Annotated in this window: 18 protein-coding genes; 4 read left to right on the forward strand and 14 right to left on the reverse strand. The window is 73.8% G+C overall.

Annotated elements, in window-relative coordinates; genetic code table 11:
* Positions 1–464: 464 nt before the first annotated feature.
* Positions 465–974, forward strand: a complete 510-nt coding sequence (locus BBK14_RS20115) for a CD225/dispanin family protein (RefSeq protein ID WP_071064799.1) — start codon at positions 465–467, stop codon at positions 972–974.
* Between the two features lie 74 nt (positions 975–1,048).
* On the opposite strand, the gene BBK14_RS20120 is transcribed toward BBK14_RS20115, so the two are convergent.
* From BBK14_RS20120 to BBK14_RS20135, 4 genes are all read right to left on the reverse strand, one after another.
* A complete protein-coding gene (locus tag BBK14_RS20120; protein ID WP_071064801.1) occupies positions 1,049–1,747 on the reverse strand; it encodes a cytochrome b/b6 domain-containing protein in 699 nt (232 codons plus the stop codon).
* Positions 1,734–2,393 carry a molybdopterin-dependent oxidoreductase gene (locus tag BBK14_RS20125; RefSeq protein ID WP_198541358.1) on the reverse strand — a complete coding sequence of 220 codons (660 nt, stop codon included), beginning with the start codon at positions 2,391–2,393 and terminating at the stop codon, positions 1,734–1,736. Before BBK14_RS20125 ends, BBK14_RS20120 begins: the two co-directional genes overlap by 14 nt.
* 136 nt (positions 2,394–2,529) lie before the next feature.
* On the reverse strand, positions 2,530–3,348 hold the full coding sequence (locus BBK14_RS20130; protein WP_071064803.1) for an ABC transporter: 819 nt from the start codon (positions 3,346–3,348) through the stop codon (positions 2,530–2,532).
* The gene (locus tag BBK14_RS20135; RefSeq protein WP_241831693.1) at positions 3,345–4,532 is read right to left on the reverse strand and encodes an ABC transporter ATP-binding protein; all 1,188 of its coding nucleotides are present in this window, start codon (positions 4,530–4,532) and stop codon (positions 3,345–3,347) included. The genes BBK14_RS20130 and BBK14_RS20135 overlap by 4 nt, the downstream gene beginning before the upstream one ends.
* Positions 4,533–4,702: 170 nt before the next feature.
* Here BBK14_RS20135 and BBK14_RS20140 point away from each other — a divergent pair, with 170 nt between their 5' ends.
* Positions 4,703–5,197 (forward strand): NUDIX domain-containing protein, encoded by a 495-nt coding sequence (locus tag BBK14_RS20140; RefSeq protein ID WP_306769239.1) that lies wholly within the window; start codon positions 4,703–4,705, stop codon positions 5,195–5,197.
* A gap of 48 nt (positions 5,198–5,245) precedes the next feature.
* Here BBK14_RS20140 and BBK14_RS20145 read toward each other — a convergent pair whose 3' ends face one another.
* The 9 genes from BBK14_RS20145 to BBK14_RS20185 all read right to left on the reverse strand — a co-directional run bounded on the left by BBK14_RS20145 (position 5,246) and on the right by BBK14_RS20185 (position 15,351).
* Positions 5,246–5,893 (reverse strand): response regulator, encoded by a 648-nt coding sequence (locus BBK14_RS20145; protein ID WP_020463920.1) that lies wholly within the window; start codon positions 5,891–5,893, stop codon positions 5,246–5,248.
* Complete coding sequence (locus BBK14_RS20150) at positions 5,890–7,485, reverse strand: sensor histidine kinase (protein WP_241831694.1); 1,596 nt, start codon at positions 7,483–7,485, stop codon at positions 5,890–5,892. Before BBK14_RS20150 ends, BBK14_RS20145 begins: the two co-directional genes overlap by 4 nt.
* A gap of 273 nt (positions 7,486–7,758) precedes the next feature.
* Positions 7,759–8,811: a hypothetical protein gene (locus tag BBK14_RS20155; RefSeq protein ID WP_071064807.1), complete on the reverse strand. Its 1,053-nt coding sequence runs from the start codon at positions 8,809–8,811 to the stop codon at positions 7,759–7,761.
* Between the two features lie 281 nt (positions 8,812–9,092).
* Positions 9,093–10,574: a sensor histidine kinase gene (locus tag BBK14_RS20160; RefSeq protein WP_071064809.1), complete on the reverse strand. Its 1,482-nt coding sequence runs from the start codon at positions 10,572–10,574 to the stop codon at positions 9,093–9,095.
* Positions 10,571–11,359, reverse strand: a complete 789-nt coding sequence (locus BBK14_RS20165; RefSeq protein WP_071064811.1) for a response regulator transcription factor — start codon at positions 11,357–11,359, stop codon at positions 10,571–10,573. The genes BBK14_RS20160 and BBK14_RS20165 overlap by 4 nt, the downstream gene beginning before the upstream one ends.
* Before the next feature lie 219 nt (positions 11,360–11,578).
* Positions 11,579–12,073: a hypothetical protein gene (locus BBK14_RS20170; RefSeq protein ID WP_071064813.1), complete on the reverse strand. Its 495-nt coding sequence runs from the start codon at positions 12,071–12,073 to the stop codon at positions 11,579–11,581.
* Between the two features lie 169 nt (positions 12,074–12,242).
* Positions 12,243–13,199: an acyl-ACP desaturase gene (locus tag BBK14_RS20175; protein ID WP_071064815.1), complete on the reverse strand. Its 957-nt coding sequence runs from the start codon at positions 13,197–13,199 to the stop codon at positions 12,243–12,245.
* A 203-nt stretch (positions 13,200–13,402) separates the two neighbouring features.
* A complete protein-coding gene (locus tag BBK14_RS20180) occupies positions 13,403–14,038 on the reverse strand; it encodes a dTMP kinase (RefSeq protein WP_071064844.1) in 636 nt (211 codons plus the stop codon).
* Between the two features lie 86 nt (positions 14,039–14,124).
* Positions 14,125–15,351: an amidohydrolase family protein gene (locus tag BBK14_RS20185; protein ID WP_241831695.1), complete on the reverse strand. Its 1,227-nt coding sequence runs from the start codon at positions 15,349–15,351 to the stop codon at positions 14,125–14,127.
* Positions 15,352–15,596: 245 nt separating this feature from the next.
* On the opposite strand from BBK14_RS20185, the gene BBK14_RS20190 reads away from it, so the two are divergent.
* Both BBK14_RS20190 and BBK14_RS20195 read left to right on the forward strand, forming a co-directional pair.
* Complete coding sequence (locus BBK14_RS20190) at positions 15,597–17,048, forward strand: glutamine synthetase family protein (protein WP_071064846.1); 1,452 nt, start codon at positions 15,597–15,599, stop codon at positions 17,046–17,048.
* Between the two features lie 259 nt (positions 17,049–17,307).
* Complete coding sequence (locus BBK14_RS20195) at positions 17,308–20,691, forward strand: pyruvate carboxylase (RefSeq protein ID WP_071064819.1); 3,384 nt, start codon at positions 17,308–17,310, stop codon at positions 20,689–20,691.
* A gap of 159 nt (positions 20,692–20,850) precedes the next feature.
* On the opposite strand, the gene BBK14_RS20200 is transcribed toward BBK14_RS20195, so the two are convergent.
* Positions 20,851–22,419 (reverse strand): bifunctional glycosyltransferase family 2/GtrA family protein, encoded by a 1,569-nt coding sequence (locus BBK14_RS20200; protein WP_241831696.1) that lies wholly within the window; start codon positions 22,417–22,419, stop codon positions 20,851–20,853.
* Positions 22,420–22,826 lie beyond the last annotated feature (407 nt).

Raw genomic sequence — 22,826 nt, forward strand, 5'->3', positions numbered from 1 at the left:
TGCTTCGTGACGAAGCGGACGACCTCCACATGCCTTGGCTGGCGAATTCCTCCGGTCACTGTGACGTGACTAGACAGTTATGACGGCAGAGTACACGGGTTCACATGGCCAGGTAGACGGGGGGAGGGATCCTGCACGGACTGTCGCACTGCGTAGCGGATGGTTGTTTCGGGCCGCTCCTGTCGCCTAGGCGACAAACAAAAGTGATGCTGTCGCTCTTATGTAGTTCGTGTTGAGGATGGTGTCTCTTTCGGGGGCGCGGGTGTCGCGTGTGGCACAATGTCGGCCGCGCGGAGCGTCCGCGTCCTCGTGTGTAACGGTGCCTGTGAGGCGCATCGGCAACGGTGCTGCCAGGCACGTCCGCCGGCACCAGTTCCGGATCCGGTGGGTGCCGGCGGGGCCGCCGGTGCGGGATCCGGTCATGGCCGGGCCCGTCGGGGTCGGAACCACCCTCTGGAGACGACGTGTCCCAGCCACCCGAGTACCCGCCGCCCGGCGGCTACGGCCCCGGCGGCTACGACCCCAACGCCGGCGGACAGAACCCACCCCAGGGCGGCTGGGGGGCGCAGCCTCCCCCGCCCGGCGGGTACGGGCCGCCCCCCGGCGGCTACGGGGCCCCACAGGACTTCGGCGGGTATCCCCAGCCAGGTGGCTATCCGCCGCCGGTGAAGGGGCCCGGCGGTTTCGGCCCGCCGCCCCCCTACGGCCAGCCGATCCCGACCTACCTGTGGCAGTCGATCGCCTGCACCCTGCTGTGCTGCCTGCCCGCGGGGATCGCCGCGATCGTCTTCGCGACGAAGGTCCAGAGTCGTCAGCAGATCGGTGACTACGCCGGGGCCCTGGAGGCGTCCGCCAAGGCCAAGACCTGGTGCATCGTCTCGTTCGGGGTCGGCCTGGCCGTCGTCGTCCTGGGCTTCGTCCTGGGCGCCTCCGGCGCACTCGACTCCAACGCCTCGGGTACCTACTTGGGTTAGGACTCTCCCGGCCCGCGCTGTGCCGGTCCGTGGCCTGGTCGGTCTGAGACCTGGCCGCGGACCGCCAAGTCGGGTCACTCGGTCGGCGGTGCGTCGGGTTCGGTGTGCCAGGCGGGGTGTTCGCGCAGGGCCCAGGGGCGGGGGACCACGCCGGTGCGCATCCCGAGCCGGGCGGCCGGGTCGCGGGAGGCCATCCACAGGTGGCCGCAGATCCCGGCGAACAGGCTGAGGGCCAGCAGATCGTGCACGAAGGTGGCACCGGTGCGGTGGGTGACGGCGAAGGCGCCGCCGAACTCCATGATCACACCGGTGCCGAGCATGACGAGCACGGCACCTGCGACGAACGCGGCGTACAGCTTCTGGCCCGCGTTGAACTTGCCGACCGCGTCGGTGTGCCGGCGGCGTGGTCTCGTCCGTAGCCACTTCCAGTCGGCGGGGGTGAAGCGGTCGAGCTCTGCGAGGTCACGCCGGTATGCGGCGGAGAGGGCCGCGGCCAGCATCGGTGCCGGCAGGGCGAGCCCGGCGTAGAGATGCACCGCCGAGACCAGCTGGCGCCGGCCCACCAGCGTCGCCAGCGGTCCGAGGTACAGGACGGCCGCCGTCGCCAGGCACACCGCCGTCAGCGCCGCGGTGCTCCAGTGCGCCCAGCGGGTCGCCGGGCCGAACCGGCGGACGAACGCCGCCGCCCCGTCCCCGGCCGGGCCATCGGAGTCTGCGGCCGTCGCCTCGGCCGGGTCCTCAGGGTTCCCGGCCGGATCCTCAGACGGGCTCATCGTCGCGGCCGTTCGACTTTCCGATCCAGCCGTCGACGTCGTAGCCCCGCTGCTCCCAGAACCCGGGAGTGACGGTGTCGACCACCTCGATCTCGGCGAGCCACTTGATGGACTTGTAGCCGTACATCGGCGCCACGTACAGCCGGACGGGGCCACCATGATCGTGGGTGATCGGGCCGTCCAGCATGGTGAGGGCGACCAGGACGTCGGGCCTGCGGGCCTGGTCGATCGTCAGGCTCTCGGTGTAGGCGCCGTCGAAAGAACGGAAGGTCAGCGCGGTCGCCCCGGGGCGGGTGCCGGCCGCGTCCAGCAGGTCCGCGAGGCGCACGCCCGTCCAGCGGACGCTGGTGACCCGCCAGCCCGTCACACACTGGAAGTCGCGCACGAGCTCGGTCTGTGGCATCCGGGAGAGATCGTCCAGGGTGAGGGTGAGGGGCCGGTCGACCAGGCCGTGGACCCGCAGTTCGTAGTCCGCGGATGTCCGCTCCGGCACGGAGGCGACGACGGAGTAGTAGCGGAACCCGCCGGAGGGGAGCAGGTCGGTGAGCCCCGTCGGGTCGTTCTCGCGCAGTGGGGCGACGAACCGGTCGGTGCCGCGCTGCACGTCCGCGCCGACGGCGACGCCCAGCGCCCCGAGGCCGAGCATGACGAAGACGACCCGTCGTCCCACCGGTGTCCCTTCGGCCATGCACACAGTCAACGCCGCGACGGGGAGATCCGGCCACCCGCCTGGGCGAGATGGACGAATCCCCCTGTCGGACGGGAGCGCACGGCGGGTCCCGTCAGGCCGTGACGTCCCGGCGGCGCAGGCTCACCGCGCCGATCGCGGCCGCCACCAGCGCGTACGCGACGGCGGTGAGTAGCGCCGGCCCGTAGGAGGCGTCGGGCAGGCCGCCCCGGCCGACCGCGTCGAAGACGAGCCCGGGCAGGACCCTGGTGGCACCGCTCCACGACTCCTGGACGATGTGCTCGATCGGGAACATCCACGCGATGCCGATGAGCAGCGCGGCGCTCGTCGAGCGCAGCAGGATTCCCAGCATCGTGCCGACGAGGGCGAAGAAGACGGCCGCGAGCAGCGCGTTCGCGTAGGCGCCCGCCACCTCACCGAGGGCGGCCGACGTCCACCACGCGCTTGTGTCGACGTCCCGGACGGCGGCCATGACCGTCGCGGCGGCGACGCTCAGGCCGAGGGCGGCGACCAGCGACACCGCGACGGCGGAGAGCATGACGCCGAGCCGTCCGGCCAGCCAGCCCAGCCGGCGGGGCTCCTTCAGGAACAGGGTGCGCAGCGTCCCCTGGCCGTACTCGGTGGTCATGCTGATCGCGAAGACCACGAAGATGAGCAGTCCGATGAAGGTCGTGCCGCCGCGGAAGCCCAGAATCAGGCCCTGGGACGAGGCGAGCTGGGTGAGGGAGAGATCGAAGCCCGGCCCGGCGCCGGGGTCCGGTGGGGTCGGCTTCTCGTCGGCGAGGGCCATGACCAGCACCGTCGACAGGACGGTGAGGAACCCGAGGACGGCCATGGCCAGCGCCGTGCTCGGCCGGCGCAGTTTGATCAGCTCGGCGCGGTAGCTGCGTGCCACGGTGTAGACGCCGGTCATCGGGCTTCCCCTCCGGTGCTGGTGCTGGTGCTCATGCTGCTGGTGCCGGTGCTCCGGGCGGTCTCTCGGGTGCTTTCGACCAGGCCCTGGTAGCGGTCCTCGAGGCTGGTCCGCTGTCGGGTGATCTCGACGAGGGTGATGCCGCGGGCGAGCGCGGCCCGGTTGAGCCCGGCCAGGACGGCGTCCGGCCCGTCCGGCCCGTCCGGCCCGTCCGGCCCGTCCGGCCCGTCCGGCCCGGGGACGGCGGCCGGCGCGGTGTGGTCGAGCTCGACGAGCAGCCGGTCGCCCGCCCGGTCCACGGGCAGCCCGAAGCCGGCCACCAGGTCCGCCAGCATCCCGAGGGAGTCGGCGTGCTCGGGGCGCAGCTCGACCCGGCTGGTCGTGGAGGCCATCAGGCCGTCCGTCGGGCCCTGGTAGGCGAGCCGGCCCTGCTCCACCACGATGATCCAGTCGCAGATCTGCTCGACCTCCGAGAGGAGGTGGGAGGAGACCAGGACGGTGCGCGGCCGGCCGTTCGCGCCCGCCTCCCGCTCGCCGTCGGCCAGCGAGCGGACCAGCGCCCGCATCTGCCGGATGCCGCTGGGGTCGAGGCCGTTCGTCGGCTCGTCCAGGATGAGCAGGTCCGGGTCGGAGAGCAGCGCCGCGCCGATGGCGAGCCGCTGCTTCATCCCGAGCGAATAGGTGCGGAAGGCGTCGTCGCCGCGGCCGGCCAGCCCGACCTCGTCCAGGATCGCGTCGACGCCGGCCGGGTCCTGCCCGGCGAGCACCGCCAGCGACGCGAGGTTGCGGCGTCCGGACAGCGTCGGGTACAGCGCCGGACTCTCGATCAGCGCGCCCACCCGGGGCAGGTACCGGGCCGGTTCGCCCAGCGGCTCGCCGAGGATCGTCCCGCTGCCCTCGCTCGGCCGGACGAGGCCGAGCAGCATCCGCAGCGTCGTGGTCTTGCCCGCCCCGTTCGGGCCGACGAACCCGGCGACCACGCCGGTCGGCACGGTGACGTCGAGATTCCGGACGACCGTCCGCCGCCCGTAACGCTTGGTCAGCCCGCGGACGTCGATCGCGGCCGGGGGGCCACCCGGGAGCCCGGTGCCTCGGAGGCCGTCCGGGATCTCGGTGAGCGGGGGGTCGGCCACCGGGGCCCGTGTCCGGGCGTCCAGGCCGGGGGTGCTCGTCGTTGTCGTCATGCCGATCAGAGTGGCCGTAGCGCGATCTCGCGTCGTCCGGCGACGATCGTCATCTGTCTGCGCAACCGGACGCATTCCCGCGTACGCGGCCGTACGCACTTCGCGGTGCCGAGGCCGCGCCTGGTCGTCGTCGGTCGTCGCCGGTCTCGGTCGGCGTTACGGTGGCGGGCGTGGAGACTCCCGGCGCCTCATCTGCCCGGGCCTGGCGGAACAGCCTGCCCCGTAAGCGGATGGCGGCCGGGGTGCTGTTCGTCGACGGCGCCGGCCGCGTCCTGCTGGTGTGCCCGACATACCGGCCCGGATGGGATCTGCCGGGCGGTGTGGTCGAGGCGGACGAGGCACCCCTGGCGGCGGCCCGCCGCGAGCTCGCCGAGGAGCTGGGGCTGGACCGCGCCCTCGGGCGGTTACTGGCCGTCGACTGGGTACCGCCCGGGCCGGAGCGCACCGAGGGTCTGATCGTGGTGTTCGACGGAGGCGTGCTGACACCGGACGAGGCGGCCGGCATCCGACTGCCGGCCGACGAGCTCGCCGCCTGGTCGTTCGTGACGGCGGACGAGCTGCCCGGCCTCATGACACCGCTGCTGGCGCGGCGGGTGGCCGCCTGCCTGACAGCGCGCGCCGGTGGCGCGACGATCTACCTCGAGGACGGCGCGCCGCCGAACTGACGCACCGCCGGGACGGTACGCCGCTGGTGCGAGTGTCGTCCCTGGCGATCAGCCGGCCAGACCTGCCTGGTTGGCGAGGACGGCGAGCTGGGCGCGGTCCCGGGCGGAGAGCTTGACCATCACCCGGCTCACGTGGGTTCGTGCCGTCGCCGGGCTGATGACGAGCCGGGCGGCGATCTCGTCGTTGGACAGGCCCAGCCCCACCAGGCCCATCACCTCGCGTTCCCGGACGGTGAGACTGGTCAGGTCCACGGCGGCGGGCGCCGCCGGGCGCCGGGCGAACGTCTCGATCACGCGGCGGGTGATCGTGGGGGAGAGCAGCGACTCGCCGGCGGCGACGACCCGGATCGCGCGGAGCAGGTCCGCGGGCTCGGTGTCCTTCAGGACGAACCCGGACGCGCCGTTGCGCAGAGCCTCGAAGACGTACTCGTCCAGCTCGAACGTGGTGACCATGACGACGCGGGTGTCGGTCAGCGCGGGGTCGGCGGTGATCGCGCGCAGGGCGGCGAGGCCGTCCAGGACGGGCATCCTGATGTCGAGGAGGACGACGTCCGGGCGGGTGCGGCGGACCAGGGCCAGCGCGGCCTGGCCGTCCTCGGCCTCGCCGGTGAGCTCGAGGTCGTCCTCGGTCTCGATCAGGACCTTCAGCCCGAGACGGACGAGAGGCTGATCGTCGGCGACCACGACCCGGATCACCGCGCCCCTCCGGAGCGGCGGGACACGGCCGGGTTCGAGTTCGAGTTCGAGTTCGAGGCCGGGGCTGAGGCCGAGTCCGAGGCCGGGTCGGCGGGCGCGGCCGGCGTGGGCAGGTCGGTGCGCACGCTCCATCCTCCCTGCGCACGTGGGCCTGCCGTCAGGGAACCGCCGAGCTCGTCCACGCGTTCACGCAGGCCGCGCAGCCCGTGCCCGGTCGAGCGGACGAGCGGGTCACCATCGGCGGGCAGGTCGGCGCTGCGCTCGGTGGGCTCGTCGACGATCTCGACCTCCAGATGGTCCGCGGTGGAGCGGAGGGTGACCCGGGCCCGGGCCGGTCCGGCGTGCCGCAGCACGTTCGTCAGCGACTCCTGGACGATCCGGTAGGCGGCGAGATCGACCTCGGCGGGCAGGCCGGCAAGATCACCGTCGGTCACCAGCTCCACGGCGATGCCGCACAGCCGGACCTCGGAGACYAGCCCCGGCAGCCGGCTCAGCCCGGTCAACGGGGTCCGGAGCGCCTCACCGGGACCGGCGCCCGCCGCGCCCTCGCCGCGCCCGGTGCCCTCGCCGCGCCCGGCGCGCTCCGTGCCTCCGGCCCGGCTTCCAAAACGCTCGGCGCTTCTGTCGCCTCCGGGGTGCGCTGGACGCGCGGTGTTCCCGCAGAGCACGGTGTTCCCGGCGAGCACGGTGCTCTCCGCTTCCCGGGCGTTCCCGGCTCCGGACCGGGCGTCGCGGGCGCGGGTGAGGGCGAGGGTCGCCCGCAGCTCGTCCAGTGCGTCGACGCTGGTGCGGCGGATCGCCTCCAGCGCGACCTGCGCCTGCTCCGGCCGCCGGTCGAGCACGTGCAGAGCCACCGCGGCCTGGAGCGAGATGATCGAGAGTCCGTGGCCGACGACGTCGTGGACCTCGCGGGCCATCCGCAGCCGCTCCTGCTCGATCCGCCGCCGGGTGGCCTCCTCCTCCGCCCGCGCCGAGGACAGCCGGCTCAGCCGCAGCAGCGCGCCCAGCAAAGCCGGAACGAAGGCCACGCAGAGGACAGCGAGGCAGGTGTAGGCGAGGTCCCACCCGCTGTCGAGGTAGCCGCGGGAGAACGACGCCAGGCTGGCGAGCAGCAGCACCGCCGCGCACATCTTCGCCGTGCGGCCGGTCACCCGCGCGGGCACCCGCACGCCCACGGTGAAGGCGGCCGCGGCGACCGCGAGCGTCGCCGGCCCGTGCGGATAGCCGATGGCGGTGTAGCTGCCGATGATCAGGGTCTCGGCGGCGAGCAGGACCCGCGGGGCGTACCTGCGCAACGGGAAGACTGCCACCGCCAGCRCCAGGAGCAGGTAGGCGACCCCGTCCAGGGCGTGCCCGGGCGGGATCCGGTCCTTCGACGCGTTCGTCGACCCGACCAGCAGGATCAGGCCGATGACGGCGGTGGGCAGGACGTCACCGGCCACCGCGGTCCCGGCTCGGCGGGCCCGTCCGGCGGGAATCCGCGCGATCAGCGCGCTGCCCGGGTAACGGGGGAAGCCCTCGAGTCCCGCGATGGCCTCCAGGCGGTTCCACAGGCCGCGTGCCGCGATCAGCCGGGTCGCCCGGTCACGCACTCCGGTCCGAGACGGGCGCTCCGCCCGCGGGGCTCCCTCGGCTCGCCGGGTTCCCTCCACCGCTCCGACGGTAGCGACCTCAGGCAGGGCGGTCATCCGTCCGCGGACGTATCCGCTCGTACCCGAGCCGACGTACGGCGCCGGTTGGCGCAGGCGTTCTGGTGTTCCACGGAACAGCATGATCGACCGCGGTCGTGGCGGCCAGGTCCTTACGCACGGTGCCGAGTCACTGCGGCGGTTGAGTGACAGCCGGGACTCACCCGGCCGCCGTGGTCAGCGGCGGGCGGGGTCGCGTTGCTCCAGGCGCAGACGGAGGCCTTCGGGGGTCGCGACGACCTCGGCGAGGCGGGTGCCCCGGGGGAAGGAGGGCAGGAGCACGACCGGCTCGGCGAAGRCCGCGGTGTGCGCCGGTGTCATCAGCTCGCCGGGCAGTCGCTGGTTTCCCAGGACGATCTCCTCGGGAAGCAGAGCGAGCCGGCCGTCCCGGACGAGGGGGGTGCCGATGATCCGTACCGGCAGTGAGCGGTCCGGCAGCTCGATCTCGGTGCCGATGGACAGTCGCTCGTCTCCGCCGTAGGTGATCTCGGTCCACCGGGTGGGGGATGGCCGCCGCGCGCGGCAACTGTCCCCGACGCCGCCACGGCCCCCGAGCTCACCGAGGCCCTCGATGCCGCTGAAGCCGTCCAGGCCGCCGAAGCCGTCCGGCCCGCCGAAGCCGCCGAGGTCACCGAAGCCCTCAGAGTCGCCGAGGCCGTCGAGCGCGTCGGTGCGGCCGGTCGGGAGCGCGCCCCCGTCGCCGCCTCTGACTCCGCCCCGCGCCCGGCCACCGGCACCGCCCCCGGCCCGGTCAGGTCGGACGATCGGGCCGCAGGAGTCGCCGAACACCCCGGCGTAGCCGCCGAACAGCGACATCAGCGCGAAGGACGGGTCGTCCCAGGTGTTGCCGTGGGCGTCGCAGCCGCTGCGCAGGCGGCGCAGCTCGCCGTAGGTGGCGGTCGCGGAGAGCTCCAGGGTGGACGGCCGTCCGGTGGCGGCGTTGAGCAGGTACGGGAAGCTCGGCGGGCGCACGCGGACCGTCGCGCCGAACTCGCCGAGACGTCCGCCGAGGCGGCGGCTCGCCCGCGACACGGCGATCCGTGCCGCCAGCCGGTCGGCGAGGGTGCCCACCACCGCGCCGCAGATCACCGCCAGCACGGCCGCCTCGGTGCGGGAACGGCGGACACCGCGCCGCGCGGCCCGGCCCCCGACGGCTGGACGCCGGTCGACCGGGCCCCGGGCGGTCGTGGATGGGCGCGGGCTGGTGGCGGGCGGCGTGGCGGGCGGCATGGCGGCTCCTCGAAGATCCGTGCTGGAGGCCAGGTGCTCGTGTTCGTCTGATCACGCTCACGTCGGCCGGGCTCGGCTGGGTCCTGAGCCGAGCGCACACCGTCCGCCTGTGAGCCGGATGCGAGAAGAAACAGAATTACCTGTGCACCCACTGGTACGTCAGGAGGCCGTGTCAGACCTCACGTCGACCCGGGTGCGCCGCCCAGGGCCAGCAGGCGACTTCGTCCGGACCGCCCTTTCCGCCCCTTTCGGGCGGGCCGGGACGGGCCGTCCGCGGCAGGTCAGGCCTGGTCAGCGGGGGTCTGGTCGGAAACGCCCCCGGGCAGGTACACCCGGAAGGTCGTGCCCCCCTCGGGGGTGCTGCTCACCTCGGCGCGGCCGCCGTGCGCGGCCGCCGTGGCCGCGACGATCGACAGCCCGAGGCCGCTGCCGGAGCGGCCCCGGGCCCTGCTGCCGGCCGCCCGGTAGAACCGGTCGAAGACGTGCCGCGCGACCTCCGGCGGCATGCCGGGCCCGCCGTCCTCGACCGCCAGGACGGCCGCGCGGTCCTGGGCCGGGGTGGCCGCGTCCCATCCGGTGACCCGAACGGTCACCGTGGTGCCCGCGGGGGTGTGCACGCGGGCGTTCGTCAGCAGGTTGCCCAACAGCTGGCGCAGCGCGTCCGGATCGCCGAGGACGTGCCGGCCGGCCTCGGGACCGGCCTCGACCTCGACGGTGACCGGGCGGCCGGGGTCGACGGCCCGCAGGTTCGCCGCCGCGTCCTCGGCGATCGTGACCAGGTCGACGTCCACCCGGTCGCGGGGGCGCAGCTCGTCGAGGTGCGCGAGGTAGAGGAGGTCGTCGACGAGGGTCTGCATGCGGGCGGTCTCCTCGGCCACCCGCCGCAGGGTGTCGTCGGTCTCGGCCGGCGGGACCATCCCGGCGCGCAGCAGGTCGACGTAGCCGCGGATCGAGGTCAGCGGCGTGCGCAGCTCGTGCGAGGCGTCGGCGGCGAAGCGGCGCAGGTTGTTCTGGGAGGCGACCCGGGCGGTGAAGGCGGCCTGGATCTGGCCGAGCATGATGTTCAGCGCCCGGCTGAGCTGCCCGGTCTCCGAGCGCGGCGGGCCCTCCGGCACCCGGCGGGACAGGTCGCCGGCGGCGATCGCGGACGCGGTGCTCGCGACGACGCGCAGCGGGCGCAGACCGCGGGTGAGCAGCAGCCAGGCCAGCGTGGCGATGGCGGCGAGCACGACCAGCGCCGCGACCGCCGCCGCGACGACCAGCCGGCGCAGGGTGTCCCGGACGGTCGCCAGCGGCTGGGCGATCAGCACCTCGCCGCCGGGGACGTGGTCGAGCACCGCGCGGTACCGTTCGCCACTGTGGGTCACGGTGAACGGGGTGCCGTCGGCCGGCGGCGCGGTCGTCCCAGTGGTCTCTCCAGTGATCTCCCCGGTGGCCTTCCCCGTGGCGATCTCGGCGAGCAGTGGTGGGGAACGGTCCGCCGGACCCGCCACCCGTAGGATCTCGCCGTCGGTCCGGCGGGCCTCCACCACGTAGTCGGTGGGCGCGATCGCCCGCTCCAGCACGGGCCGGCTGCCCGTGGGCGCCCCGGCCAGCACCGCGGCCAGCGGCAGCCGGGCGACCTGCTCGACGGCCCGCAGCCGGACGTCGACGCGGTCGACGAGGTAGCCGCGCAGGGCGACGACCGTCGCGACGATTGTCAGGATGAGGCCGGTGGCGGTCAGCGCCACCAGGCCGAGCATGAGCTTCAGGCGAAGCGTCATCGGGAGTGCTCGGGCGCGGCGCCGGGGCCGGCGGCGGGCGCGGGGGCGCGCAGGGCGTAGCCGAAGCCGCGCTGGGTGTGGATGAGCGGCGGCCCGTGCTGGCCGAGCTTGCGCCGCAGGTAGCTGACGTACTGGTCGACGACGGTCGGTTCGCCGTCAAAGTCGCGGTCCCACACCGCGGCCAGGATCTGGGCGCGGGAGAGCACCCGGTTCGGGTTGTGCAGGAAGTAGCGCAGCAGGGAGAACTCGGTGGGGGAGAGCTCGACCGGCTGGTCCGCCCGGCGTACCAGGTGGGCGTCCGGGTCGAGCTCGACGTCGGCGTAGGTGAGCAGGCCCGACGCGGGCGACGGCTCCGGTGCGGGACGGCGGGTCCGGCGCAGCACCGCCCGCACCCGCGCGATCAGCTCCTCGACGGCGAACGGCTTGGTGATGTAGTCGTCACCGCCGTAGGTGAGGCCGGTGATCTTGTCCCGGTGCGCGTCGCGGGCCGTGAGGTAGACGACGGCGACCTCCGCCCCGTCCGCGCGTAGCCGCCGGCACACCTCGAACCCGTCGGCGTCGGGCAGCATGACGTCCAGGATCAGCAGGTCGGGCTGGTCGGCGGCGGCTCGGGTGAGCGCCTCCTGGCCGGTGGCCGCCGTGACGACGTCGAAGCCGTGGAAGCGCAACGCCATCCGGACGAGGTCGACGATGTTGGGCTCGTCGTCGACGACCAGGACCCGAGGAGGCCGTGGCGGGTTGGCGGCGTCCTCGCCGAACCGCGGCGGCCGCGATGCGTCCCTCATCTCACCCATCCTCGAACAACCGGCGTCCGGGCACGCGCCCCGGTGTGGCGGGCCGGCGGGGGCACGGCGTGCACCGAGGAAACCCGCACGACGTGAGAGGAACGTGTGAGACCGCGCCGACGCCGACGCCGACGCCGACGCCGGTGCGGCGCGGCTGCGGTGCGGCGCGGCTGCGGTGCGGTGCCGGGGCGTCAGCGGCGGTGGACGGGCGCCGCGGTGTCAGCGGCAGTCGACGACGCAGGTGGGCACGGGGACCGGGGGGAGCCGGAGGTCGAGGACCGGCTCCTGGCGGTGGCCGCCGCCCGGGCGCGGCCGCGGGGAGCGCGCGGATCCCGACGCCCCGGCCGGGCGGGTGCCCGCCGTGGACGTCGAGCCGGCCGGCCGGGTGCCCGAGCCGCCCGCCGCGACGGTCTCGTCGCCGGCACCCGAGCCGGGCGGCGCGGTCCCCTGCTGCTTGATCCCGGAGCCCGAGCCGGGCGGGCTCGGAGTGCCGGAGGCGGTGCCGCCGGTAGGTGTCGTTGTCGGGGCCGGGGAGGGGCACGGCGTGCCGGAACCGCCGTCACCGGCCTGGCAGGACCGCGCCGCGGCGGTGGATTCCGGGCTGCCGCCCTTCTGGCTGAGCAGAATTGCGACCAGCAGGACGATTCCCGCCAGCACTCCGAACGCCGCCTGGATCGGGGAGATCCGGCGCGCGGATCCGCGATGCTCGCTCACTGCGCTCCGTCCGTTCCGTCCGTTGTCGGGCTGATGCGACCGGATGATCCGGCCGACACGCCACGGACACTACGGATGTCGGGCAGCAGTTACGAACAGCGCCCCCTTGTTCCCCCGGATCGGCTGTTCCCCCGGCTCAGCCGATGCTCACCCGATGGTCGGCAGCGGCTCAGCCGACCGGTACCGCCGCGGTCTGCTGCTCGCGGCCCTCGCGCGCCGCGCGGCGGGCCTGGGCGGCGGCCTTCTTCTCCTCCTGCCGGGTGGCCAGTGCGTCGAGGCCGGCCATGAACGCGCCGATCTCGTCGCGGGCCTTCGCGGCCTCGCCGGACAGCCCCTCCAGCTCGAGGAGCTTCCAGTGCCGAAGGATGGGCGAGACGACGTCGTCGTGATGGATCCGCAGGTCGTAGATGCCCGCCTGGGCGATGTAGCGGGCCTTGCGGCCGAAGTCGCGGATGCCGGTGCCGGGCATCTGGAAGTTCACGATCTCGTCGCGGATGACCGGGACCATGCGGTCGGGCACCAGGCCCAGCGCCGCGGCCACCAGGTTCCGGTAGAAGATCATGTGCAGGTTCTCGTCCGCCGCCACCCGGGTGAGCAGCTTCTCGGCGATCGGCTCGCCGGTGACCCGTCCGGTGTTGCGGTGGCTGACCCGGGTGGCCAGCTCCTGGAACGACACGTAGGCCATGGCCTCCAGCGGGGTCTTGCCGCCGGAGTCGTAGCCGCGCTGCATCTGCAGCATCCGGTCACGCTCGAGCGTCACAGGATCGACCGCCCGGGTCACCAGGAGGTAGTCACGCATGGCCATCGCGTGCCGGCCCTCCTCGGCGGTCCACCGCCCCACCCACGTCCCCCACGCGCCGTCGCGGCCGAACGCGACGGCTATCTCGCGGTGATAGCTGGGCAGGTTGTCCTCGGTGAGCAGGTTGACCTCGAAGGCCATCTGGGCGGCCTCGGACAGCGAGGACTGGCCGGGCTCCCACGGGGTCGTGTCGAAGTCGCGGCCCAGGCTCCACGGCACGTACTCGTGCGGCATCCACTCGGCGGCGAGCCCGAGATGCCGGTTGACGTTGGTCTCGGCGACCGGTTCCAGCTCACGCAACAAATCGATGTCCGTAGGTGATCCCATAGGTGAACTCTTCCATCGCGCCTTGATTCGCCGCCATGGCCGCAGGGTGTGGAATCCAGGGACGGATCTGTTCCCTGGAAACAGTTCCGGCTGGCTACCGTCCGACCGGTCAGGGACCATCTCGCCATCCCGGGACAACTCGGGGACGAAACGGGGTCCTGCGGAACGCGGAACGGTGCGCCCGGCGTCAGCCGGGTCCGGCGTCAGTCGAACAGTGCGCTGAGGATCTTCGGAGCGCCCGACTCGCGGTCGACGACCAGCCAGGGCGCGACCCAGCCGTCGGCGGCCAGCGACAGGTAGATCTCGGCGCAGCGCGCCTGCAGGCCCGCGTCGCTCTCGAAGGTGTCCAACGCCCGGGCGGTGTCCTCCGCCGCGCGGGCCCGCGCCCCGGCCCGCGCCGTCTCCACCGGGACGTCCAGCAGCACCTGCAGGTCGGGCCGGGGCAGGCCCAGCCGCGTCAGCTCGAGTTCGGCGATCCAGTCGAGGAACTCGGCGCGCTCGGGGGCGGGCAGCCGGGCTGCTCCGTAGGCCGCGTTCGAGCCGAGGTAGCGGTCCACGATCAGCACGTCGTACGCGGCCACGCACCTCGCCAGCTCGGGCAGGGCGTTCGCCCGGTCGAGCGCGAACAGCAGCGCGGTCGCGCGGGCCGAACCGGCCAGGCCGGCAAGCCGTTCGTCGCCGTCGAGCATCGCCCGCACCGCCGTGCCCAGCGGGCCCGCGGCATAGCGCGGGAAGGCGAAGGTGCCGGCGGTGCGCCCGGTCGCGGTCACCGCCTCGACCAGCCGGGACGTCAGCGTGTTCTTGCCCGCGCCGTCGACCCCCTCGATCGCCACGATCATCGGGCCGCCCGCCCGCCCGGTGCCGGCCACGCCGAGGTCGCAGGGGTGGCCGAGGTGCTGGTCATGCTGGTCAGTCCCGGTGCTGGTCATCGATCCTCAAGCGTAGCGGGAGCCGGCGCGGTGACCCGGGGACCGCTCGACCGGCCGGGGGAACGCGACGACGTGACGGCGGTCGTCTCGCGCCCCGGCTCCGAGAGGCGGTAGACGCGCCGGGCGTTGCCCGCTCCGATGAGCTCGGCGACGCGCCGGGCGTCGTCGTCGGTCCAGTCGCCGTCCGCGATGCCGTCGCCGAGCACGGTGGACAGGGCCTGCCGGAACAGCCGCGCGCCGAGCAGGTAGAGCTCGGCGAGCCCGAACGCGTCGGTGGAGAACAGGAACCTGCTGAACGGGGCGAGCTCGAGCGCCTCGGCCAGCAGCGCCGGGGCGCGGCGCCCGACGTTGTGCACGGCGAGCCCGACGTCCAGGTGGACGGTCGGGAAGACCTGGGCCAGGTACCCCGCCTCCCGGTGGTAGGGGTAGCAGTGCAGCAGCATCACCGGCACCCCGGTCGGCGCGAGGGCCCGCAGCAGGCCGGTGAGCAGCAGCGGGTTGCACCGGTGCAGGTCGAGCTCGGCGTCGCCGTACCCGACGTGGATCTGCACCGGCAGGCCGGCGTCCACGCCCGTCCAGATCAGGAACGCGTGCAGCACCGGGTCGGCGAGCCGGATGGGGACGCCGCGGCGGATCAGGCCGAGCCAGTCGCGGACGGCGGCCGCGACCTCCCGGTCGGTGGGGCGGGTCGCCGGCAGGTCGAGGCCGACCCGGTAGGCGGCGACCGACTTGAGGCCCACGGTCGTCGGGCTCGCGCCGGTCACCCGCTCGCGGACGGTGTCGGCGAAGTGGGTCACCCCGAGCTGGCCGGTGAGGATGTCGACCGCCAGCGCCTCGGCGAGGCGCTCCAGCCGCAGGATGTCGTGGCCCGTCCCGCCGCCGGCGGTGGCGAGCTCGGTCGCCGACGTCAGCGGCTCGGGCAGGTAGCCGGCGTCGACGCAGAACGCGCCGATGCCGGCGGCGCGCAGGAAGCGCCGGTTGACCTCCTCGACGCCGAGCTCCCGGCGCCGCGCGAGGTAGACGTCCGGCGCGGCGTGCCGGGGCAGGTCGAGGACGGGGGCGCACCAGCGGCGTACGGCGAACCCGATGTGGCTGTCGAAGAGGGTCGTCCCGGCCGGGCCCGGCTCGTCGGCCTCGGTGAGCATCCGCTCGAAGTCGGGGCGGTCGAGGTCGCGCAGAAGCAGCCCGTGACAGTGATGATCGACCAGGGAGAGGCTCTCCACGCACGGCAGCACCACATGATCGTGCCCGTTTCACTGCCCGCGCATGCCTGCTGACGGAGGTTAGTCGGCCACCGGCGTCCACCGTCAGTCACAGCCTGTGGATAACTTGTGGATTAATGCCCTCGGTCTGGGGACAACCGAACCGCGAAGCCAGCATGTCCGCTGTCTACCGGGGATTTCGGGTGTACCCGCCTGTGGACGGTGCCGGTGTGCGACCGGGCCTGTTCTCGGGGATCATGCTGGTCATGAACCACCACGCGGCTGAGTCGGTGGCGGCCGAACTGACATCCCGGGACGTCGTGGCGGTCGCGCTCACGTGGGTGGACAACGCCGGCATCGCCCGGATGAAGGGCGTGCCGGTGAGCCGCCTGGCCCACGCGGTGACGCACGGCGTGGGCGCGTCACCGACCTTCGACGCGTTCCTTGTCGACGACTCCACGCTCGTCACCCGGTACGCCGGCGGACCGGTCGGTGACCTGCGCCTGCGCCCGGACCTCGGCCGGCTCACCCGCCTGCACGCACAGCCCGGCTGGGCCTGGGCGCCGGCCGACCGCTTCGACCTCGCCGGCCGGCCGCACGCGCAGGACTGCCGGGCCTTCGTCCGTGCCCAGACCGCGCGGCTGGCCCGGCGCGGGCTGCGCTGCCGCGCCGGGTTCGAGATCGAGTGGACGGTCTCCCCGGCCGGACGGGACGACTTCGCCCCCGCCTGCTCCGGGCCCGGGTACGGGATGACCCGGGTGGTCGAGCTCTCCGACTACCTGCGGGATCTGGTCGTCGCCCTGACCAGCCAGGAGATCGCCGTCCTGCAGATCCATCCGGAGTACGCCGCCGGGCAGTTCGAGGTGTCGGTCGCGGCGGAGGACCCGCTCGGGGCCGCCGACACCGCCGTGCTGACCCGGGAGACGGTGCGGGCGGTGTCCCTGCGGCACGGGCTGCGGGTCTCGTTCTCGCCCAAGGTCCTCGCCGGCAGCGTGGGTAACGGCGGTCACCTCCACCTCAGCCTGCACCGCGACCGCGACAGCGACCGCGACAGCGACAGCGACGGGGACGGCGGCCGCGCCGGTGAGGTCCGTCGCTCCGGCACCGGCGGGACGAGTCTGATGTCCGGCGGGACGGGACCGTACGGCCTCACCGCGCCGGGCGAGGCGTTCATCGCGGGCATCCTCGGACGGCTGCCCGCCCTGATGGCTCTCGGTGCCCCGAGTGTGGCCTCCTACCTGCGCCTCGTGCCGTCGCACTGGGCCGGGGCGTTCGCGTGCTGGGGCCTGGAGAACCGGGAGGCCGCGATCCGGCTGATCGTCGGGGCCGAGGGGGAGCCGGGGACGGCGAACGTCGAGGTAAAGTGCTTCGACCTGGCCGCGAACCCGTACCTGGCCGTCGGCGGAGTGCTGGCCGCCGGGCTCGCCGGCCTGGAGTGCCTCGATGATCCGCGCCGGGCGGGCGCCGCCGTCCTGCCGGAGCCGGTCGGGTGCGATCCGGCCAGCCTGGACGGCTCGGAGCTCGCCCGACGCGGGATCCGCCGGCTGCCGACCGGGCTCGGCGAGGCGGTCGCCGCCTTCGAGGCGGACGAGGTGCTGCGCGACGCCCTGGGCACCGAGCTGCACGCGACGCTCGTCGCGGTCCGCCGCGGCGAGATCGAGCTGTTCGCCGGAGCGGATCCGGCCGAGATCGCCGACCGGCTCCGCTGGCGTTACTGAGCCGACCCTGCGGTGTTTCCGGGCCGATCGGTCGGCGTCGGGCCGGGCGCGGCGACCGCGCCCGGCCGGTGACGCAGCGCGTGTGGACGGTTCCGTGCCTGACGGCGTGGTTGGGTACCACCGAGTCACAGGTAGGCAAACCCATGCCCTCGGGTGGCGTCACATGTCACGACCTTTGGCGCCCGGCGGGGAATCCGCCCAGAATTGGCGGACCTCGGTCTGTGTGAGACGTACCGCCGACGTTCGTGAGGAGCCGCGCGTGCGCAAGGTACTGGTGGCAAACCGCAGTGAGATCGCGGTTCGGGTGTTCCGGGCCGCGCACGAGCTCGGGTTGCGGACGGTGGCCGTCTACACCCCCGAGGATGTCTCCGCGCTGCACCGCACGAAGGCGTCCGAGGCCTACGAGCTGTGCGAGCCGGGTCATCCGGTGCGTGGCTACCTCGACATCGACGCGCTGTTGCGGGTCGCCAAGCAGGCGGACGCCGACACGCTGCACCCGGGTTACGGGTTCCTGTCGGAGTCGGCGGTGCTGGCGGAGGCATGCGCGGCGGCTGGCGTGACGTTCGTCGGCCCGCCGCCGGCTGTGCTGCGGCTGACGGGTGACAAGGTGGCGGCCCGTAACGCGGCGATCACCGCGGGGCTGCCGGTGCTGCGGGCCTCGGAGCCGCTGCCGGACGGCGTCGGCGCGCAGGAGGCCGCGGCCGAGGTCGGGTTCCCGCTGTTCGTGAAGGCGTCGGCGGGTGGTGGCGGGCGCGGGCTGCGCCGGGTGCTGCGTCCGGAGGACCTCGCGGAGGCGGTGGCGAGTGCGTCGCGCGAGGCGGCGGCCGCGTTCGGGGACGGCACGGTCTTCCTGGAGCAGGCGGTGGAGCGGCCGCGTCATGTCGAGGTGCAGGTCTTCGCCGACAACTACGGGAACGTGATCCACCTGTTCGAGCGGGACTGCTCGGTGCAGCGCCGGCACCAGAAGGTCGTCGAGATCGCCCCGGCGCCGGCGCTGGACGAGTCGACCCGGGACGCACTGTGTGATGCCGCGGTGCGCTTCGCCCGTCACGTCGGCTATGTGAACGCCGGGACGGTGGAGTTCCTCGTCGGGGCCGACGGCGCGTTCACGTTCATGGAGATGAACCCGCGCATCCAGGTCGAGCACACGGTGACCGAGGAGGTCACCGGTGTCGACATCGTCGCCGCGCAGCTGCGGGTCGCCGCCGGGGAGAGCCTGACCGACCTGAACCTCACCCAGGACGCGATCGCGCTGCGGGGCACCGCGATCCAGTGCCGGGTGACGACCGAGGATCCCTCGGACGGCTTCCGCCCCGACACCGGGACGATCACCTTCTACCAGTCGCCGGGCGGGCCCGGGGTCCGCCTCGACGGCGCCACCTACCCGGGGGCGGAGGTCAGCCCGTACTTCGACTCGCTGCTGGTGAAGCTGACCGCGCGTGGTTCGACGCTGGAGAAGGCGTCCCGGCGCGCCCGGCGGGCGCTGGGCGAGTTCCGGGTCCGCGGCGTGCGCACCAACATCGAGTTCCTCGGCCGGCTGCTCGAAGACCCCGACTTCCTGGCCGGCGGGGTCACGACCTCGTTCATCGACGAGCGCCCCGGCCTGGTGAACGCCCTCGACGACGGGGACGCGACGAGCCGCATGCTGGCCCGGCTGGCGGAGAGCACGGTGAACGGGCACGCCCGTCCGGCGGGGGTCGCCCTGACGGAGCCGCGCACGCTGCTCCCGCCGCTGCACCCGACCGACACCCCGGCGGCCGGGTCGCGTCAGCTCCTGACCGAGCTGGGGCCGGCCGGGTGGGCGGCGGACCTGCGGGGGCGGACCGCGCTGGCGGTCACCGACACCACGCTGCGTGACGCGCACCAGTCGCTGCTGGCGACCCGGCTGCGCAGCTTCGACATCCTGGCCGCCGCGCCCGCGCTCGCCGAGCTCACCCCGAACCTGCTGAGCCTGGAGTGCTGGGGTGGGGCCACCTACGACGTCGCGTTGCGCTTCCTCGCCGAGGACCCGTGGGAGCGCCTGACGGCGGTGCGGGCGGCGGTGCCGAACATCTGCCTGCAGATGCTGCTGCGCGGGCGCAACGCCGTCGGCTACACCCCCTACCCGGACGACGTCGTGCGCGCGTTCGTCGCCGAGGCGGCGGCCGCCGGGCTCGACATCTTCCGGATCTTCGACGCGCTCAACGACATCGAGCAGATGCGCCCGGCGATCGCCGCCGTGCTGGAGACGAACGCCGTCGCCGAGGGCACCCTGTGCTACACCGGCGACCTGACCGACCCCGGCGAGCGGATCTACACCCTCGACTACTACCTGCGCCTGGCCGACCAGCTCGTCCAGGCCGGCGTGCACGTGTTGGCGATCAAGGACATGGCCGGGCTGCTGCGCCCGGCCGCCGCCCACGCGCTGGTCGCCGCGCTGCGGGAGCGCTTCGACGTACCCGTCCACCTGCACACCCACGACACCGCCGGCGGTCAGCTCGCCACCCTGATCGCGGCCAACGAGGCCGGGGTGGACGCCGTCGACGCGGCGGCCGCGCCGATGTCCGGCGGCACCAGCCAGCCGAACCTCTCCGCCCTGGTCGCGGCCACCGACCACACCCCGCGGGCCACGGGCATCAAGCTGGGCGCGCTGTCGGCGATGGAGTCGTACTGGGAGGCCGTGCGCGATCTCTACTCGCCGTTCGAGGCCGGGCTGCGCGCGCCGACCGGCGCGGTGTACCGGCACGAGATCCCCGGCGGGCAGCTCACCAACCTGCGCCAGCAGGCCATCAGCCTCGGCCTCGGCGACCGCTGGGCCCAGGTCACCGAGTGCTACGCGATCGCGAACGACCTGCTCGGCAAGCCGATCAAGGTCACCCCGACCAGCAAGGTCGTCGGTGACCTGGCGCTGTTCATCGCCGGCGGCTCGGTGGACGTCGACCGGCTGCGTGAGCATCCCGAGGAGTACGACCTGCCCGCCAGCGTCCTGGGCTACCTGGCCGGCGAACTCGGCACACCCCCGGCCGGCTTCGCCGAGCCGTTCCGGGAGCGGGCGCTGGCCGGCCGCCGTCCCGAGCCGCCCGCGGCCACCCTCGCCGCCGAGGACGCCGCCGCGCTGGCCGAGCCCGGCGCCGGCCGGCGGGCGGCGCTGTCCCGGCTGCTGTTCCCCGGCCCGTGGAAGGACTACCGCAAGGCCGTCGCCACCTACGGCGACTCCTCGGTGATCCCCACCGAGGCGTTCCTGTTCGGCCTGGTCCCCGGCCGCCCGGCGAGCGTCATGCTCGAACCCGGAGTCGAGATCATCGTGACGCTGGAGACGGTGGGCGAGCCGGACAGCGCCGGCATGCGCACCCTCTACCTGCGGGTCAACGGCCAGCCCCGCCCGGTTCGGGTCCGCGACAACTCGATCAAGGCGACGGCCACCGCGGCCCGGCGCGCCGACCCGTCCGACCCGACCCACGTCGGCGCCGGCCTGCCCGGGATCGTCACCTTCGCCGTCGCGGCCGGCGACGAGATCGAGAAGGGCCAGAAACTCGCCGTGGTCGAGGCCATGAAGATGGAGGCCGCGGTCACCAGCCCGGCCGCCGGGAAGATCGCCGAACTCGTCCGCTCCAGCGGCGAATCGGTCGAGGTCGGCGACCTCCTCCTGATCCTGCGCCCCTGACGGCACGTTGCCCGCCGCACTACCCCGTAGCTAGTCGATCTTCATAGGTTAGGGCTTATCCTCAGGCCGAGGCTGTGCCTACCACCCCGACCCGCTGATTTCGAGCTCCTGATCACCGCCGAGCGGGGGTTGGCCAGCACCCGGTGGGACACCCGCGCCTCAGAGCTGGTGCGCGCCGTGCCCGGAGCGGCCCGAGCGGCTCGGGCCGTCGTCCGCTGACCGGGTCGCCCCACCGGCCGGGCGGCGCAGCCGGGACGGGTGGAACACCCAGGCGCGCATCAGCAGGAACCGGACCACCGTCGACGCCAGGTTCGCCAGCACGAGCACGCTGACCTCCGGGAACCGCCCCGGGGAGTCGCTCGCCGCGTGCAGCGCGGCCAGCGAGCCGCTGGTCAGGAGCAGCCCGATGGCGAAGACGAACAGCCCCTGCAGGTGATGGCGGCCGGCGTCGCCGCGGCCGGTGACCCCGAAGGTGAGCCGGCGGTTGGCGGCCGTGTTCGCGACCGCCGTCACCAGCAGCGCGATCAGGTTCGCGGCCTGGGCCCCGGTCGCGGTGCGCAGCAGCACGAACAGCACCAGGTAGGCCAGTGTGCTGGCGATCCCCACCCCGGCGAACCGCAGCAGCTGCCCGGTCAGCCCGGCGGGCACTCCGATCACCGTCGCCCGGTTGCCGGCTGCTCCGGACGCTGCCGCTCCGGCCGCCGCTGTTCCGGGAGCCGCTGTTCCGGGAGCTCCGGCTCCGGGAGCTGCTTCGGGAGCTCCGCCTGCGGCCACTCCGCCTCCGCTCGTGGTCGTTCCGGGCCCGGTCGTTTCGAACCGGGCCGGCTGGCCCGTGCCCGTGCCCGTGCTGGGCGTCCAGGTCAAGGGAGCGCGCCCGAACTCGTGCCGCAGCTGCGCGACGGGCAGCGCACCCGTCCCGAGGGCCCGGGCGAGCCGGGCGACGCCCTTCAGATCCGCCATCGCGGTCGCGAGGACGTCCACCCGGCTKTCGGGATCGTCGACCCAGTCCACCGGGACCTCGTGGATGCGCAGGCCGCACCGCTCGGCGATGACGAGCATCTCCGTGTCGAAGAACCATCCGGTGTCCTGGACCAGCGGCAGCAGGCTCGTGGCGACGTCCGCGCGGATGGCCTTGAAACCGCACTGGGCGTCGGTGAACCGGGCGGCGAGGGTGCCGCGCAGCAGCAGGTTGTAGCAGCGCGAGATCACCTCCCGCTTCGGGCCGCGCACGACCCGGGACGACCGTGAGAGCCGGGTCCCGATCGCGAGGTCGGAATGCCCCGAGATCAGCGGGGCGACCAGGGGGAGCAGCGCGGCCAGGTCCGTCGATAGATCGACGTCCATGTAGGCCAGGACGGGTGCGGCGGAGGCGCCCCAGGCGGTACGCAGCGCCCGGCCGCGTCCTTTCGCCTCGAGGTGGATCACCGAGACCTCGGGCAGCTCGCCCGCCAGCGCGCGGGCGATCACCAGTGTCGTGTCGGTGCTGGCGTTGTCGGCGACCGTGATCCGGAACGGATACGGAAAGGCCCCCCGCAGGTGGGCGTGCAGCCGGCGCACGCAGGGAGCCAGGTCGTTCTCCTCGTTGTAGACCGGGACGACCACGTCGAGCACGGGCTGGCCGGCCGGGAGCAGTCCGGCCCGCGGCCTGGGCACCAGGTCGGTCCGTTCCGCCGTCACCGCGTGGGAGCTGGTCACCCTGCCGCCGCTGGTCCTGGCATCCGTCGTCATGTTGTTCACGGTCCGCCCAGGGCCTGTGCCCGGCGTGTGCCATCCCTGTGCCCCCGCTGTGAGACCACCCCCCCCGGGCCGGGCCGGGCTGGGCTGGGCTGGGCCGGGCTGGGCGTCTCGGTGCGCCGGCCGTCGGCGGGCCTCGGTTTGGCGGTGGAGGCCCCGGGTCCGTTTTGGTGCTCGGCTACTCGCCGTTTGGTTTCTTTCTCGCCGTTTCAGGGGGCATTCCCAGCGAAATTCGCTCTGAAAGGGCGAGCAAGATGCGAAACGGCGAGCAGGCCACCCCGGTGTGYGGGGCTTTTGTCCGATAGGTGACGGTCTGGCCTCGTCGTGGTGGTGCGGGCTGTGGCTCCGCTGCCCGTGAGCGCGGGACCGCCCCGACACCTGGCCTGCTGTTCGTGAGCGCG

This window comes from Parafrankia soli (genome assembly GCF_001854695.1).
GTDB lineage: Bacteria > Actinomycetota > Actinomycetes > Frankiales > Frankiaceae > Parafrankia > Parafrankia soli.

Coding starts and splice junctions, on each gene's coding strand:
- BBK14_RS20120 (WP_071064801.1), bottom strand. CDS start 1,747: ATGAGCCCGTCTGAGGATCCGGCCGGGAACCCTGAGGACCCGGCCGAG.
- BBK14_RS20180 (WP_071064844.1), bottom strand. CDS start 14,038: ATGATCGTGGCGATCGAGGGGGTCGACGGCGCGGGCAAGAACACGCTG.
- BBK14_RS20160 (WP_071064809.1), bottom strand. CDS start 10,574: ATGACGCTTCGCCTGAAGCTCATGCTCGGCCTGGTGGCGCTGACCGCC.
- BBK14_RS20135 (WP_241831693.1), bottom strand. CDS start 4,532: ATGACGACAACGACGAGCACCCCCGGCCTGGACGCCCGGACACGGGCC.
- BBK14_RS20130 (WP_071064803.1), bottom strand. CDS start 3,348: ATGACCGGCGTCTACACCGTGGCACGCAGCTACCGCGCCGAGCTGATC.
- BBK14_RS20175 (WP_071064815.1), bottom strand. CDS start 13,199: ATGGGATCACCTACGGACATCGATTTGTTGCGTGAGCTGGAACCGGTC.
- BBK14_RS20165 (WP_071064811.1), bottom strand. CDS start 11,359: ATGAGGGACGCATCGCGGCCGCCGCGGTTCGGCGAGGACGCCGCCAAC.
- BBK14_RS20125 (WP_198541358.1), bottom strand. CDS start 2,393: ATGCTCGGCCTCGGGGCGCTGGGCGTCGCCGTCGGCGCGGACGTGCAG.
- BBK14_RS20190 (WP_071064846.1), top strand. CDS start 15,597: ATGAACCACCACGCGGCTGAGTCGGTGGCGGCCGAACTGACATCCCGG.